Source organism: Burkholderia sp. Se-20378, assembly GCF_017104665.1.
Classification (GTDB): Bacteria; Pseudomonadota; Gammaproteobacteria; order Burkholderiales; family Burkholderiaceae; genus Burkholderia; species Burkholderia lata.
Window position 1 is genome coordinate 1 of the sequence record NZ_JAAGPG010000185.1, and the last position, 15127, is coordinate 15127.

Below are 15127 nucleotides of genomic sequence, written 5' to 3' on the forward strand. Positions count from 1 at the left end.
TGGGGTGGGGGGGGGTGGGGGGGGGGTGTGGTGGGGGGGGGTGGGCGGGGGGTGCGGGGGGCGGGGGGGTGTGGGGGGGGTGTGGGGGGGCGGAGCGCGCGACACGCGGTGCAAGGGGCCGATGCCGCGCGGCGGCAGCACCGTCGATACGTGGGTGATGACCGAAGGCATCGTCGATTCGACGACGCTGCTGCAGACGCACCTCGGCCCGGACGACCTCGTCGAACGCCCGCGCGCGATCGCGAGCCGCGCCGCCGAAAACCTGTTCTGGCTCGGCCGTTATACCGAGCGCGCGACCAACCTGATGCGCCTTGCGCGTGCCGCGCTCGAGCGGCTGCGCGGCGAGGACGACGTCGACAGCCCCGCGCACCTGGAATTGCTCGACACGTTGTGCCGCGACACGGGCCTGATCGCGGCCGACGCGCCGAACGCCGTCGATGCGCCGCGTGCATTCCAGCACACGCTCGCGACCTCGCTGACGCGCGGCGCGGATCGCACGTCGGGCATTGCGTCCTGCCTGTTCGGGATGCGGGGCGCGGCCGCCGCGATCCGCGAACGGCTGTCGAGCGATCAGTGGCGGTTGATCGACGACGCGACCCAACTGTTCGCGGATAGCGCGGGCCAGCCGGAGGCCGAGGAGCAGATCGGCAACGAGGCGCTGCAGTTGCTGGAACGTCTCGGCCTGCTGCTCGGCGCGATCACCGGCGCGCAGACCGACAACATGACGCGCGACGACGGCTGGCGGCTGTTGTCGATCGGCCGGCAGATCGACCGGCTGGACTTCCTGTGCAGCGTGCTGAAGGCCGCGTTCGACGAAGGCGCGGTGAATCGGCAGGACGGCTTCGAGCTCGTGCTGGAGCTGTTCGACAGCACGATCACGTTCCGTTCGCGGTTCCAGCGCGGCTTCGACGTCGCGCCGCTGCTGTCGCTCGTCGTGCTCGATACGGACAATCCGCGTTCGCTCGGCTGGGTCGTGCAGGCGCTGCGCGGCCGGCTGACGAAGGTCGAGCGCAGCGAAGGCTATGCGCTGTCCGAGCTGGCCGAGACGATTCCCGACGTCCCCGCGTGGTCGCTGCACGAGCTGTGCGAGACCGCCGACGGCGGCCGACACGACAAGCTGCTCGATGCGCTCGACACGACGGTGAAGGCGGTGTGGGAACTGTCGAACCGGATCGGCGAGCGCTATTTCAGCCACGTGCGCGAGGCGGGCAGGACGTTATGGTGACGACGAAAGGCGCGGCGAAAGTGCCGCCCAATTCCGGCAATGCGCGGAACACATCGGCACCGACATCGTCGCCGGCCGCACCGGCCGCCGTTGCCCCCGGCCGGTTGCTGCGCGTCACGCACGATACCGAATACCGTTACGCGGCGCGCGTCGAATCGGCGCAGCACCAGGCCCGCTTGCAACCGCTCGTCACGCCGCGCCAACAGGTGCTGTCGTTCGCGCTCGACATCGATCCCGCGCCGGAATCGGTCGGGACCGAGATCGACGCATTCGGCAACGCGCGCGCGTCGTTTGCGTTGAACCAGCCGCACGATGCGCTGCTCGTGCGGAGCCGCAGCACGGTACGCGTGACGCCGCCGGTATGGTCGCGCGGTGCGCGCGGCGAGCCGCCGCCTGCCATCGCGAAACCCGACGGTAAACAGGCGATGGCATGGGAAGCCGTGCGTGACCGCTTGCGGTTCCGCGCGGGGCAGCCCTACGACGCGGCGAGCGAATTCGTGTTCACGTCGCCGCATGTCGCGTGCGATCCCGAACTCGCCGCGTATGCGGCGTCGAGCTTCACGCCGCAACGGCCGCTCGTGCAGGCCGCGTGGGAGCTGATGCGGCGTGTGCATGCCGATTTTGCGTATACGCCGAACAGCACCGACATCACGACGTCGGCGCTCGATGCGCTGCGCTTGCGCAAGGGCGTGTGCCAGGATTTCGCGCACGTGATGATCGGCGCGCTGCGCTCGCTCGGGCTGGCTGCGCGTTACGTGAGCGGCTACCTGCTCACGCAGCCGCCGCCCGGACAGCCGCGATTGATCGGCGCCGACGCGTCGCATGCATGGGTCGAGGTGTACGACCCGGCCTGGCCCGAGGACAACGGCTGGCTGCAGCTCGACCCGACCAACGATCGCGCGCCCGGTGACGACTACGTGATGCTGTCGATCGGCCGCGACTATGCGGACGTGACGCCGCTGCGCGGCGTGATCCGCGGCGGCGGCGCGGATCAGGAGCTGAAGGTCGGCGTGACGGTGGAGCCGCTGGAAGTTGAAATGGACATGTAAGGCGTCGTCCCGCACTCCGCATTTTGATATCATGCCCTATTAATATAATAGGGCCAAAATATAATGCGTGCCGTATCCGGGGTACTGGGCATCGTTAGCATGCTGTTCATCCTTGTGGCAGTGATCGGGTTGATCCGGCCGTCGCTATTCAAAAACAAGAAGACGGGCACAGTGCCGAAGCGCGCGCTTCTATTCTTCGGCGGCATAGCGGCGTCGATGGTGACGGTGATCGTGGCCGCAATCATTCTCCCGGAACAGGGCAAGGTGGCCAAGACTGCCGATCGCCACGCAAGCGAACTTGCTTCGGCTGTCGCCGCTGTGTCGTCGGTGGCAAGCCAGACCGACGTGGCTGCGCCGCACGTGTCTCTTGATCTGACGCCGAAAGAGTTTCGACGTGAGTACAATCGTTTAGCTTCCGACTCGAGCGACAATGACGTGCTCGCGGAAATCGAGATCGTTCACGATGCTGTCTACGACGGTTTCCAGCAGACGGTCGGTCGTAACCTCGAGCTAGCCGGTATTGTCAACAAGGCCGATGGAACACTTCGCGAACTCGTTATCCGCATCGGCATCAACGAACCCGGGGTGATGCTGAAGTCTGTCGCGACACTTGTCACGATCGCAGCAGCGGTCAATCCGGCTGCTTCTTCAACCGACGATACCGAGATCATCGTGCACATGATCCAGCTCGCCATGGAGAGTCGCAAGGAATCCAAATTGATCGAGCGTAGCGTCGGAAAACTGCATTACTCCGCGATTTCGAGCGATACCGCCGGCTTGCTGTTCTCGATCAGTCCGCGTTGAGCAAAACGCCACATTGGTGTTTCGGGGCATTGTCCGTCAAACGTTGACCGCGAGCGACGAACGGGGCGCCGCGGTCATTGTGGTTTTAAGTCTTCGTTAACTCAGCACGCCTAGCATGGTGATGCCGGCGAACGGATCGGGCCCCGGTTCGGCGCCGGTGGCACGCGCGGGTGCGTCGACGTCACGGCGCCGCACCGTCGCGCATCGCCATTCCTTTGCAACGGCGGCGGATTATGATCAAGACCTTCGACTACACGCTCGGCAGCGACACGATTGCGCTCTGCGCGAGCTTCGGCGCGGGGCCGGCGTGGCGCCGCGTGCTCGTGAGCCGTGCGGATTCGATGGAGACGCTGGTGGTGCTCGACGCGCGTGGCCTGTCGGGCTTGCTGAAGGTGGCGACCGGAGCGCCGGAAGGGTTGCTCGACGACGCGATCCGCAAGGTTGGCGACGAGCAGCTCGTGGAGCGGGCGATCAGCGGCAAGGCGATCGTCGAAGCCGCGCTTTGAACGGGCGGTGCGTGAGCGTGCCGGCAGGCACGGTCACACGCACCGCGTTGCATTGCGTTGATTACGCGGCGAACCGGTCCGTCGCCGCGATCAGCGCTTCCAGGATGCCCGGCTCGTTGTACGCATGCCCCGCGCCGGGCACGATCTCGAACGTCGCATCCGGCCATGCCTTCGACAAATCCCATGCGGTGCGCGCGGGCGTCGCGACGTCATAGCGGCCCTGCACGATCACGCCCGGGATCCCGGCGAGGCGATGCGCGTCGCGCAGCAGCTGGCCTTCCTCGACGAAGCCCTTGTTCACGAAGTAGTGATTTTCGATTCTTGCGAACGCGAGTGCGTAGTGGCCGTCCGCGAAGTGCGCGGCGAGTTTGGGGTCGGGCAGCAGCGTGATCGTGCGGCCTTCCCAGATGCTCCACGCGCGCGCGGCTTCGAGCTTCGCCGCTTCGTCGTTGCCGGTCAGCCGGCGATGGTAGGCGGCCATCAGGTCGCCGCGCTCGGCTTCCGGAATCGGTGCAACGAAGTCTTCCCACAGGTCGGGGAACAGCCACGATGCGCCTTCCTGGTAGTACCACAGCAATTCCGCGCGACGCATCGTGAAGATGCCGCGCACGACCAGCGCGCTCACGCGCTCGGGGTGCGTTTCGGCATAGGCGATCGACAGCGCGCTGCCCCACGAGCCGCCGAACACGAGCCACTTTTCCGCGCCGACCATCTCGCGCAGCCGCTCGATATCGGCAACCAGATGCCATGTCGTGTTGTTCTCGAGGCTGGCGTGCGGCGTCGAGCGCCCGCAGCCGCGCTGGTCGAACAGCAGGATGTCGTAGCGCTCCGGATCGAACAGACGGCGATGGTCGGGGCTGCAGCCGGCGCCGGGGCCGCCGTGCAGGAACACGGCGGGCTTGCCGGCCGGGTTGCCGCAGCGCTCCCAGTAGATGCGGTGGCCGTCGCCGGTGTCGAGATGGCCGTGGGCGTAGGGTTCGATCGGTGGGTACACAGGCAGGCTCCGGGTAAGGGTCGACAGGAGGCGGACGAGGCGCAGGCCGGTGTGCGGGCGGGGGACTACGGATATTGCGCCGCCGCAAAAATCGTTGTGTTGGCATCGGACCGGCCGCCGCCGGACAAGGCTTGTCATTATGCCCATTCGCCGTCCCGGGTGTCGGCTCCTTGCCGCGTGCGCGGCCGCCGGTACCGGCCCGGGGATTTTTGAAGCAATTTCATTCCGATATTTTTCATACAAAATCCCGGTGGCATATCGGCGTGCCGAAGCGGGGGCGCCGGTCTGCTGCCCATCCACCGTGCCAACGGAAACCAGCCGATGAACCATCGCGTCACGCAGTTGACCGGGTTGCGCGCCGTCGCGGTCGCGATGGTGGTGGTCGGACATGCCGAGCACGTGCTGCCCGGCGGCTACACGGGCTGGTACGCGCCGTTGCGGCTGATCGCCGACGGCCGGCTCGGCGTGCTGATCTTCTTCGTTCTCAGCGGCTTCCTGATCACCAACGTGTTGCGCGCCGAGTTCGCGCGCACGGGCGGCATCGCGCTGACGTCGTTCTACGTGCGTCGCGCGCTGCGGATCTGGCCGGCCTGCTATGTCTATCTCGCGGCGGTCGCGATCGTGGCCTTCACCGGCTGGTTCGACGTCGACCGCCGGCAGTGGCTGTATGCGGCGTTGCACCTGTGGAATTACTCGGCGTGGTTCGGGCTGACCGGCGACAACACGCTGCATCCGGATGGCGCGTGGTATCTCGGCCATTTCTGGTCGCTCGCGCTCGAGGAACAGTTCTACTGGTTCTGGCCGTTGCTGTTCGTGTACGGGATGCGGCGGGGCGGTACGCGCTGGCTGGCTGCGTTGATCCTGGTCGTGCCGCTGGTGCGTGCCGTGACGTATTTCGTTGCGCCCGCGCTGCGCGGGCAGCTCGGGATGATGCTGCACACGGGCGTCGATCCGATCCTGATCGGCTGTTATGTGTCGCTCAATCGTGAGCGGCTTGAAGCCTGGATTCGTACGTGGCGTGGCGAGGCGCGGATCGTGACGGCGATCATCGTTGTCGTGCTGATCGGCATGCCGCTCGCCGAGCATCGGCTCGGCGGCTTCTGGAATGCGACGTATGGTGTGACGCTCGAAGCCGCGCTGATCGCGATCGTGATCGTCGTGCTGAATTTCCGTAACGAGTTCTGGTGTGCGCGGTGGCTGAGGGCGCGGCCGGTCGTGTTCGTCGGCACGATCTCGTTCAGTCTTTATCTGTGGCAGCAGCCGTTCGCGAATCCGGATCTGGCCGTGCCGCATGCGTTCCCGCTCGGGATCGTGTGGGCGCTGATGGCGGCAACGGCCAGCTACTTGCTCGTTGAAAAACCGTTCCTGCGGTTGAAGGATCGCTATTCGTCGCGCGAGATGCGACGTGTGCGGGACGATGCGCTGCGGATGCCTGCGTCGGGCGAGGCGATCGGAGCGAAGGTGGCGGAGTAGGCCGCCAAGTTACTTGAATAACGAAGGCGGATACCAGAAGTTCCGGTACATATTGATCCCGTACGACTTGCCGTCGTAGCGGACGATCGTGCGGGCCGGGCGCTTGTCCTTGCGCTGCGGCGGGTCGACACGTGCGGTAATCGACAGGTCTGCAAACCCGTGGCTCGAAGTCTTCTCGATGCCGATCGTCATGGTTGCCGACACGATTGCGTCGTCGCTCCCGCCGGGGCTGCAGACCGCATGCTTGTCGTCGGTGTTGACCCAGCCGGCGAGGTTGGTGCCGAAGACCGGACGCAAGCGATTGCCTTCGCGCACCCACAACGTCAATTCGTCGCTGGTGCCTGCATCGGGGCAGCTTGGCCCGCGTGCGCTGCTCGTGAACACGACGCCGAATGCGCGCACGTCGGGCGACAGCCTGTATGGCGCCGTATCGATGCGATAGCTGTTTTCGCTGATTTCAGTTGCCGCATCTTCCTCGATCACCGACCGTTCGGCAGCCACAACCTTGCCGCCTTCGACGAGAGCGATAACCTGCAGCTTGTTGCTTTCGTCCGGGTTCTTGCTCTTCGGCAACGAATCGAACGCGACGGCCGCGATCGTCGTTTCGGGCGCATTCGGCATGACCTTGCACGCCGACGCGACGACGAGCCGGTCCGCATCGCGCGTGGCGATACGTGCGCTCGCGATGCCGGCCCAGCGTGCGACGGCGGTGACGGTATCGTCGCCGCAAGGCTGGTTGTCGGCGGCGTGAACGGCGGGGATGGCGACGAGCGCCAGCAGCGGGGCGAAGCGGAGGATTCTTGTGGTCACGATGGGAACAGGTTCTTCACGGGTTGTCGTGGATGTCGCTTACCGACCCGAAGCGTACCGCAGCACGCAGAAAGATCGTCCGAGTGCTTGACCGCATCTGTGCCGCCACATGTATCGGACCTGCTTCGCGGGCGCAACGCAGCCCCGATCTCAATCGGCAAACGTGGACGGATGCGCGCGGAACCTGCAGCCCGTCGCATCCTTCGCATGATGATGGCGCCGGGGCCGGCGTTCGAGCGCTTCCTTCGGCTTGAAGCCGGATCAAAGTCGACGGAATACCAGACTGGCATTGACGCCCCCAAAACCAAAGCCGTTGGAGATCGCAAATTCCGTCGATATGCTGCGGGCCGATCCGGTGACAATATCGATGCCTTCAGCTGCCGAGTCCGGCTGGGTCAGGTTCAGCGTAGGAGGCGCGAGCTGGTCGCGCAGCGCAAGGACGGTGAAAATCGCTTCCACGCCGCCGGCAGCCCCGAGCAAATGTCCTGTCGACGCCTTGGTGGCTGAAACGGCAGGGCCGCGACCCGATCCAAATACCGTCCTGATGGCTGCCAGCTCGCTGATGTCGCCGACGGGCGTGGACGTCGCATGAGCGTTCAAATGCCCGATCAGCTCAGGGGCAAGATTCGCCTGCCGGATCGCGAGTTCCATCGCGCGTCGCCCTCCCGCACCGTCTTCGGGCGGCGACGTCATATGGTATGCGTCGGCGCTCGTGCCATAGCCGAGTACTTCGGCGATGGGGGTGGCGCCTCGCCGCAGCGCGTGTTCCAACTCTTCTATGACTAGCATGCCGGCGCCTTCTCCCATGACGAAGCCGTCTCGCCCGGCATCGAACGGGCGGGATGCCTGAGCCGGATGATCATTGAAGCCCGTGGACATGGTTCTTGCCGCGGCGAATGACCCCAGGCTGACTCGATCGATGCAGGCCTCCGCGCCGCCGCACACGGCAATGTCGGCTTCGCCCGCCCGAATCAGGCGCGCTGCGTCGCCAATCGCCTGGGCGCTGGCGGCACAGGCCGTAACCGGTGCGCCCAGGGGGCCGCGAAGGCCGTGGCGGATGGAGATGTGGCCAGCGGCCATATTGGCCAGGAAGCTGGGTACGGTGAAGGGAGAAAGTCGTCTTGGCCCGCGGTCGTCAGTGATCCTGACCGCCTCTGCAATTGCACCGAACCCGCCCACGCCAGACGCTACGATGGTTGCGGTTCGTTCGCGAGCGCTTTCGGTTTCAGGTCGCCACCCGGATTGATTCAAGGCCTCTTGCGCGGCGCCCAGCGCAAACAGGCTGAACCGGTCCATCTTCTTCTGGTCCTTGGGGTCTGCCGCGAGGGCAGGATCGAATCCCCATGGACAGTCGGGCGTCAGCACGGGCACGACGCCACCGACCTTCGACGCAATTCCGTCCGTGACATCGTCGGGCAAGCCGACCACGCCCGAATGGCCCTTCAGGAGACGGCTCCATACGGATTCGACTCCGCATCCCAATGGCGAAACCATACCCATGCCAGTCACGACAATGCGTCTCGTATTCAAACCGTGCTCCTCTTTTGACCGATGTAGACAGGCCGCCGGCGATTGGCGCAATGCGCCATCCGACAACTATCACGAAGTTCAGAAATCACGAAGATGTCGCGTCAGTATAGGGATGGGGCGGGTAAGGAATTCGCACATCGCGCCAATTAATATGCAAAGTGCGCCATAATGATCCAATCATGAATCTGCCTCGCCAACGTCCCCTCACGGTTTCGGCGCACTTCCTGCACGGGATGTTGCGTGCCGTTCGCATGCGTCAAGGAGAAGACGTGACGGCACAGGTCCTCGCGAGCGCCGCCATCCCGCAGTCTCTTCTCAATCAACCCGATGCACGAATCACGCGGCAGCAGTACGTCGCGTTGTATCGGACGGTCGCGGCGTCGCTCGATGACGAGATGCTGGGGCTATGGTCCAGGCCAATCAGGGGCGGCACGTTGAAGTACCTGATGCTCAGCCTGCTGGACGCGCCAACGGTATTGGTCGCGTTCAATCGTTTTGTTCGTTTCTGGAATTTGCTGCTGGATGACTACCGGTTGCACATCTCAACGAAGAATGATCTGGTGCGGCTGGCGCTGGTGGAGCGGATGCCTGGCACGCAGGTTACGCCCCTTGGGCATGAGTTGATGATGAAACTGGCTCACGGCATAGCGTCCTGGCTACTAGGCAGGGAACTTGCACTGCAACGGGTCGAGTTCAGTTTCGCCAGGCCCAGGTACGTAGAAGACTATGCATTTCTGTTTCCCGGGGCGGTGCAGTTCGATTCCGGGACGACGAGCATCCATTTCTCGTACCAGGATTGTGCCGAGCCGTTCAAACGCGAAAAGCACGAACTATGGGCTTTCCTTAACGCCGCGCCCGGAGCCTGGACTTTCAGCGTATTTCATCATGGTTCGATCGTCGCCAAAACGCGCGAGCATCTTGAACGGAATATTGCGCAGCCGTTGACGATACAGGCGCTCGCGCAGGCGTTGCATACGTCTGTACGCACGCTCAATCGTAGATTTGCGGAAGAGGGCACCCATTTCCAGCAGGTGAAAGACGGACTGCGGCGGGATATCGCGGTCGATCGGCTGACAAATTCGAACACCAGTGTGGCCGTGCTGGCATTTGATCTTGGCTTTTCCGACGCCACCGGTTTTTGTCGTGCGTTCAAACATTGGACCGGCAGTAGTCCTACGGATTATCGCAAGGATACGCGTCGAGACGAGTGACGAGAACGCGTCGGGAATTGACGGCACGTGTCGAATAGCCGGAGCTGGCCGAACGCCGACAATGGGGGCCTGTGTTTTCGAGAAATCCGCGAGGAATAAAAAAAGGCCCTTGCGGGCCTTTCGTCGACAACTGACGGAACGGCGAACGCTTACCGCGTCAGCGCCGTGAACCCTTCCAGCAACCGATCGACATCAGCCGCTTGAATCGCGCCCATCGTCGAAATCCGGAACAGTTCCTTCGACAACCCGCCTTGCCCCGCGTAGATCACGAAGCCACGCGCCTTCAGCCCGTCGTGCAGCGTCTCGTACGTGACACCTTGCGGCAACCGATACGCACGCAGCACGACCGACGATTCACCTTCCGCCAGCACCAGCGGCATCCCGCGTGCAGCAAGCCCGGCTTGCGCCTGATCGGCCAGCGCCTTGTAGTGCGCATGCCGCGCACGCCAGCCACCGGCCTCGTCAAACTCGCGCAGCGCCTCGACGAGCGCGTAATACGCGTGCACGGAAGGCGTGAACGGCGTATTCCGCTGATCCTGCAGCTTCGCGAGACGGCCGAGATCGAGGTAATACGTACGGCTTGCAGCTTTCACGAGCGCGCTGCGGCGCACGATCACGAACGCTGCACCCGGCACGCCGTGCAGGCACTTGTTCGCAGTCGCGGCAACCGCGTCGATGTCGCCACCGGCGAAGTCGATCGCTTCCGCGCCGAAGCTGCTCACACCATCAACGAGCATTTTCACGCCACGCGAACGGCAGACCTCGGCAATCGCACCGAGATCGTTCAAGCGACCCGTCGTCGTTTCATGATGAATCACGGCAACGTGCGAATACCCACCCGCATCGAGCTTCGCACCAATCTGCGCGAGATCCGGCGCCTGCATCCACTCATGCTTGAGCACATCATGCGCGATGCCATACTGCGTCGCGATCTGCGTAATCCGCTCGCCATAAACACCGTTCTCGATCACGAGCAGCTTGCCGTCCTTCGGCACGAGCGCCGCGATCATGCTTTCGACGGCAGCCGTGCCCGACCCGGTCATCAACACGGCCGTCCACTCAGCCGGATCAAGCTCATACGCAGCGACGAGACGCGCACGCGCCTCATCCTGCAGATCGAAGAATTCGCTTTCGCGATGGCACAGATCGGGTTGCAGCAGGCTGCGGCGCACGCGTTCGGTGAGCGTGACCGGGCCGGGGTTCAGCAGCAGCATCAAAGGGCTCCTTCAACGTGGGCTTCGGTCTGCGCGGCGCCGATGTGCCGCATCAGACGATTCTTGACCTCGACCGGCGTTACGGTCGGGCGGGGCAGGCCGTCGGGCACGCCGGTGCGGATCGCCAGGCGCACGAACCGCGTACCGTCGACCGGCGCGGCCAGCGCCGTATCGAGCACGTCGAGCGTGTCACCTTCGACCGCCGACGCATACCCGCACGCGGCAGCAACGCCCGCGAACGAAACATGTTGCGACACGGTGGCCTGACCACCCGTCGATTCGTGCGCGCCGTTGTCGAGCAGCACGTGCGTGAGGTTGGCCGGGCCGTAGGTGCCGAGCGTCGCGAACACGCCCATGCGCATCAGCGCGGCGCCGTCGCCGTCGACCGCGACCACGCGCAGGTCGGGGCGTGCGAGCGCGAGGCCGAGCGCGAGCGGCGTCACGCAGCCCATCGAGCCGACCATGTACAGCTGGTTCGGACGATCGTCGATCGCGTAGAGTTCGCGGCCGCAGAAACCGGTCGATGCGAGCACGACGGTCGAATCGACCGGCGTATGCGCGATCACGCGCTGCAGCGCATCCTGGCGGGTCGGCCAGGCTTCGGCCGACGTGGCGCGCGACGACGCCTGCGCGGCGACATGCGCGCGCGGTTGCGCAGCCGGGTTGGCCTTCAGTTCATACGGCGCGACGCTGCCTTTCTGCATCACGAGCGCGTACGGGCGGCCCGTCGCGTCCATGTGCGCGATCGCGCGGTCGAGTGCCGGGCCGACCTGTTCCGGGTCGGTTGGGAACGTCTCCCACGGGATCTCCATCGTGTCGAGCATCGCGGGCGTGATCGGGCCCATCAGCGCGTGCTGCGGCTCGTCGGCCACGCCCGGCTGGCCGCGCCACGTGACGATCAGCAACTGCGGCAGGCGGAACGTCCACGTGAGCGACGTGAGCGGGCTCACCGCGTTGCCGAGCCCCGAGTTCTGCATCATCGCGATCCCGCGCTTGCCGCCGAGCGTCGCGCCCGCGATCAGCGCGACCGCGTCGCCTTCGTTCGCGGCCGACACGTAATTCAGCGTCGGGTCCTGCAGCACGTAATTGATGAACGGCGTCAGGTACGAGCAGGGCACGCCCGCGTACCAGTCGAAACCGCGCTCGCGCGCGGCCTCGACGAACTGGGCCGCTTCGATCATTGCGCGCCCCCGTTGCCGGCGCCCGGTTCGGACAGCGGCGTTTGACCGTGTGCGAAGTCGCCCGCGCGGCGGAAGTCTTCGAGATCGTTGACGCCGCGCCAGTGGCCGTGCACGTACTGCACCTCGATCTTCTCGCCGGCGGCGATCAGTTCGTTCAGCAGCGACGGGATGTCGAGCGTGTCGAAATCGTCGCGTGCCTGCAGCGTCGCGAGCATTGCCTTCAGGCGCTCGACGCCGGCGCCGCGCACGTTCAGCAGGCCGATCCAGCGGCCGTGCGGCGTGCCTGCGGCGACGTCGCTCGAGACGCGTTGCAGATACGTCTTCTGGCCGAACAGGCCGCGATCGTCTTCAGCCGAGCAGAGTGCGAAATCGCGCACGCTCTGGTTGGTCGGCTCGGTCAGCGACGAATCGACCACCACGCTGAACTCGGCCTCGCTCTCCGCGAGGTCGCGCACGATGTAGCTGCGGAACAGCAGGTCGCCGTACGAGATCACGGTGTCGCCGGTCAGGCGTTCGGCTGCGCATGCGAGCGATGCGAGCTCGCCCGTCTGCGCGTGGCGTTCGTTGACGACGAGCTTGATGCCCGACGTGTCGATCGCGTCGGCGCGATAGCCGCCGACCACGGTGATGTCGTTCACGCCGTGCGTCTTGAAGCCGTCGACGAGCCAGCGCAGCAGCGGCTTGCCGGCGACCGGCAGCATGACCTTCGGCTTGTCTTCGGTCACGGCTTCGAGGCCCTTGCCGCGGCTGGCCGCCAGCACGATCGCGGCGTTCGACGCGCGCGACGACGACGACAGGTAGATTCGCTCGGCTGCCGAGTATTCGTCGGCGTCCTGCAGGCGGAAGATCTCGTTGACCGATGCAACGCGGTCTTCGACGTTGATCAGCGTTTCGCTCTCGTGGATCTCGCGTGCAGTCGCCTGCATCGCGGAGGCCGATGCGCGGATCAGGTGGTTCGCCCAGATCACGGTGCTGATGCCGGCCTGGCGGAACACGTCGGTCGGCGTGCTGTAGTACTTGGTCGGCACGATCACGAGCGGCGCCTTGCCGCTCCATTCGCGCGCGAACTGCAGGATCTCGTCCGGGCGCGACAGCTTGCTGTGGATCAGGATCGCGTCCGCGCCGGCTTCCGCATACGCGTTCGCGCGGCGCAGCGCCTCGTCCATCCCCCAGCCGGCGATCAGCGCTTCGACGCGCGCGACGATCGAGAAGTCGGGATCGGTCTGCGAATCCTTGCCGGCCTTGATCTTGCCGCAGAACTCGTCGATTTCCGCGAGCGGCTGGCGCTCGCCGCCGATGAAGCTGTTGGTCTTCGGGAACTGCTTGTCCTCGATACAGACGCCGGCGATGCCGCGTTGTTCGAGCTTCTTCACGAGGCGGCGCACGTTGTTGAAGTTGCCGTAGCCGGTGTCGCCGTCGAGCAGGATCGGCAGGTCGCTCGCGTCCGCCATGAATTCGAGCACGTCGACCACCTGGGTCCAGCTGGCTTCGTTGTTGTCACGCACGCCGAACTGCGCGGAGATCGCGAGGCCCGATGCCCAGATGCCCTTGAAGCCGGCTTCGCGGACGATCCGCGCGGACAGGCCGTTGTGCGCTTCCATCAGGAATTCGAGGTCGCTGCTGACGAGCATGCGGCGCAGGCGTGCGCTGCGCGATTCGGTGAAATTGGGTTCGCGTGCGTTCATCGTGCGACTCCTGCGGTAGTGCGTTGAATCAGGGGGAGGATTTCTTGCGTGGCGCGGGCGACGTCGTTCGGGAAGTCGATCTCGATCCACGGCGAGCCGGTGACGTCGGCGACGTCGAACGAATGACCGCCTTCGAGCAGCAGGTCGCGCACGGCTTCTTCGTGCGGCATGTTCGCGCGGCCGCTGTCGACGTAGCCCGCGACGATCGTCGCGAGGCGGCGCGCGGTGCCTTCGGTGAAGCGGAAGAAGCCGACCGATTCGCCGATCGTGTCGTACTCGAGGTCGACCGCGAGCTGCTTGCGCAGCTCGACGGGCACGCCGTTCTTCAGGCAAAGCTTGACGGGCTCGTCGCCGGCCTCGAAGTCGCGGTCGATCAGCAGGCGGTCGACCGTCTTGTCGGAATCGGCCACCAGCGCGTGCAGGATGTTCTCGTCATACAGCACGTCGGCATCCATCAGCAGCACGTCGCCGCCGCGCGTCATCGCCTCGGCGACGGTATGCACGGTCAGCACGCTGCCGAGGTCGTAGCGGTCGTTGATCACGATCTCGGCCTGGCGGCCGAGACGCTTCAATTCCTGTTCGACCTTCTCGTGCTGGAAGCCCAGCCCGAGCACGATCTCGTCGACGCCCGCAGCATCGAGTACGCGCAGATGGCGCTCGAGCAGCGAAACGTCGTCGAAGCGCAGCAGGCACTTCGGGAACTGCGCCTCGGGCGGTTGTTGCAGGCGCAAGCCGAGGCCTGCCGCAAGAATGATGGCTCGCATGGGTTCTCCAACCAAAAAGCCGGCGGATCTGAACGATCAGTCGGCGAGCGGCTGCGGCGCACGGCGCCGCTGCCAGTTTCTTTCACTGAAATGCAGATAGAGCAGGCCGGGCAGGCCGAGCGCGAGTTCGCGCGCGCGTTTCGCAAGCGACAGCGCGAGCGCCGCGTCGGGCGGCAGTCCGACCAGCGGCGCGAGAAGCAGGTAGCCGCCTTCCTGCGCGCCGAGCGAGCCCGGGATCGCGAAGGCCGCGCCACGAATGGCCTGGCCGACGCTCTCGAGCAGCAGCGCGTCGAGCCAGCTCACCGGATGCCCGAGGAAGTGCAGCGCGAGCCACACTTCCGCGGTGCCGACGATCCAGCCGACGAGACTCAATGCGAACGTCTTCGCGACCTTCGCACGATCGCGGTACAGCGCGCCGACCGCGTCATCGATCGCATCGGCGCGGGTCGCCAGCGACGACCAGTCGCGCGGGCCGAGCAGCTTCGACGCGAGGCGCAGGCCGCGGCCGAACAGCCCGCGTCGCTGCGCCACGTAGAACAGCGCGGCGAGGGCGCCGAGCTCTGCGTCGTATGCAGGTCGCGGAAGCCGATGCCGGCCGAGCCGAGCGCGTTGATCAGCTTCGCGATGCTCGCGTCGTCGCGCTGCGAGTCGTACGTGTAGACGAGCGCGGCGCCGTCGTCC

General features: G+C 65.4%; 12 protein-coding genes and 5 pseudogenes. 7 read left to right on the forward strand and 10 right to left on the reverse strand.

Annotation, left to right across the window (positions count from 1 at the left end; genetic code table 11):
- On the forward strand, window positions 1-1225 hold a 1225-nt coding region (locus G3N93_RS19835), incomplete at its 5' end, for an alpha-E domain-containing protein (protein WP_241026610.1).
- Window positions 1219-1557: pseudogene (locus G3N93_RS42460) on the forward strand (transglutaminase N-terminal domain-containing protein); the annotation flags it as partial. The gene G3N93_RS19835 and the pseudogene G3N93_RS42460, both read left to right, overlap by 7 nt.
- 22 nt (window positions 1558-1579) lie before the next feature.
- Here G3N93_RS42460 and G3N93_RS42465 read toward each other — a convergent pair.
- Window positions 1580-1657: pseudogene (locus G3N93_RS42465) on the reverse strand (hypothetical protein); the annotation flags it as partial.
- A 140-nt stretch (window positions 1658-1797) separates the two neighbouring features.
- Between G3N93_RS42465 and G3N93_RS42470 the strand changes: the two are divergent.
- The 3 genes and pseudogenes from G3N93_RS42470 to G3N93_RS19850 form a co-directional block, all read left to right on the forward strand.
- Window positions 1798-2274 (forward strand): annotated as a pseudogene (locus tag G3N93_RS42470) (transglutaminase family protein); the annotation flags it as partial.
- Between the two features lie 99 nt (window positions 2275-2373).
- Window positions 2374-3078, forward strand: a complete 705-nt coding sequence (locus G3N93_RS19845; RefSeq protein ID WP_241026611.1) for a hypothetical protein — start codon at window positions 2374-2376, stop codon at window positions 3076-3078.
- Window positions 3079-3311: 233 nt separating this feature from the next.
- The gene (locus G3N93_RS19850; RefSeq protein ID WP_174935817.1) at window positions 3312-3584 is read left to right on the forward strand and encodes a hypothetical protein; all 273 of its coding nucleotides are present in this window, start codon (window positions 3312-3314) and stop codon (window positions 3582-3584) included.
- Between the two features lie 61 nt (window positions 3585-3645).
- Here the strand turns inward: G3N93_RS19850 and pip are convergent, their stop codons facing one another.
- On the reverse strand, window positions 3646-4578 hold the full coding sequence (gene pip, locus G3N93_RS19855) for a prolyl aminopeptidase (RefSeq protein ID WP_206133770.1): 933 nt from the start codon (window positions 4576-4578) through the stop codon (window positions 3646-3648).
- A 321-nt stretch (window positions 4579-4899) separates the two neighbouring features.
- On the opposite strand from pip, the gene G3N93_RS19860 reads away from it, so the two are divergent.
- Entirely contained in the window at window positions 4900-6051 is a 1152-nt protein-coding gene (locus G3N93_RS19860) for an acyltransferase (RefSeq protein WP_206133771.1), read from the forward strand.
- 9 nt (window positions 6052-6060) lie between these two features.
- On the opposite strand, the gene G3N93_RS19865 is transcribed toward G3N93_RS19860, so the two are convergent.
- Both G3N93_RS19865 and fabF read right to left on the reverse strand, forming a co-directional pair.
- The gene (locus G3N93_RS19865; protein WP_206133772.1) at window positions 6061-6861 is read right to left on the reverse strand and encodes a multidrug ABC transporter ATPase; all 801 of its coding nucleotides are present in this window, start codon (window positions 6859-6861) and stop codon (window positions 6061-6063) included.
- 261 nt (window positions 6862-7122) lie between these two features.
- Window positions 7123-8391, reverse strand: a complete 1269-nt coding sequence (fabF, locus tag G3N93_RS19870) for a beta-ketoacyl-ACP synthase II (protein WP_206133773.1) — start codon at window positions 8389-8391, stop codon at window positions 7123-7125.
- 179 nt (window positions 8392-8570) lie between these two features.
- Here fabF and G3N93_RS19875 point away from each other — a divergent pair, with 179 nt between their 5' ends.
- Window positions 8571-9602, forward strand: coding sequence for an AraC family transcriptional regulator (locus tag G3N93_RS19875; RefSeq protein ID WP_206123342.1), 1032 nt, complete (start codon window positions 8571-8573; stop codon window positions 9600-9602).
- 149 nt (window positions 9603-9751) lie between these two features.
- Here the strand turns inward: G3N93_RS19875 and G3N93_RS19880 are convergent, their stop codons facing one another.
- The 6 genes and pseudogenes from G3N93_RS19880 to G3N93_RS41625 form a co-directional block, all read right to left on the reverse strand.
- Window positions 9752-10816, reverse strand: a complete 1065-nt coding sequence (locus G3N93_RS19880; protein ID WP_174935807.1) for a 2-aminoethylphosphonate aminotransferase — start codon at window positions 10814-10816, stop codon at window positions 9752-9754.
- Window positions 10816-11997: a phosphonopyruvate decarboxylase gene (gene aepY / locus G3N93_RS19885; protein ID WP_206133774.1), complete on the reverse strand. Its 1182-nt coding sequence runs from the start codon at window positions 11995-11997 to the stop codon at window positions 10816-10818. Before aepY ends, G3N93_RS19880 begins: the two co-directional genes overlap by 1 nt.
- Window positions 11994-13682, reverse strand: coding sequence for a phosphoenolpyruvate mutase (gene aepX / locus G3N93_RS19890; RefSeq protein ID WP_174986529.1), 1689 nt, complete (start codon window positions 13680-13682; stop codon window positions 11994-11996). Before aepX ends, aepY begins: the two co-directional genes overlap by 4 nt.
- Window positions 13679-14446 (reverse strand): NTP transferase domain-containing protein, encoded by a 768-nt coding sequence (locus G3N93_RS19895; protein ID WP_174935781.1) that lies wholly within the window; start codon window positions 14444-14446, stop codon window positions 13679-13681. The genes aepX and G3N93_RS19895 overlap by 4 nt, the downstream gene beginning before the upstream one ends.
- Before the next feature lie 36 nt (window positions 14447-14482).
- Window positions 14483-15004, reverse strand: a pseudogene (locus G3N93_RS19900) (lysylphosphatidylglycerol synthase domain-containing protein); the annotation flags it as partial.
- Window positions 15001-15127 (reverse strand): annotated as a pseudogene (locus G3N93_RS41625) (multidrug ABC transporter ATP-binding protein); the annotation flags it as partial. The pseudogenes G3N93_RS41625 and G3N93_RS19900, both read right to left, overlap by 4 nt.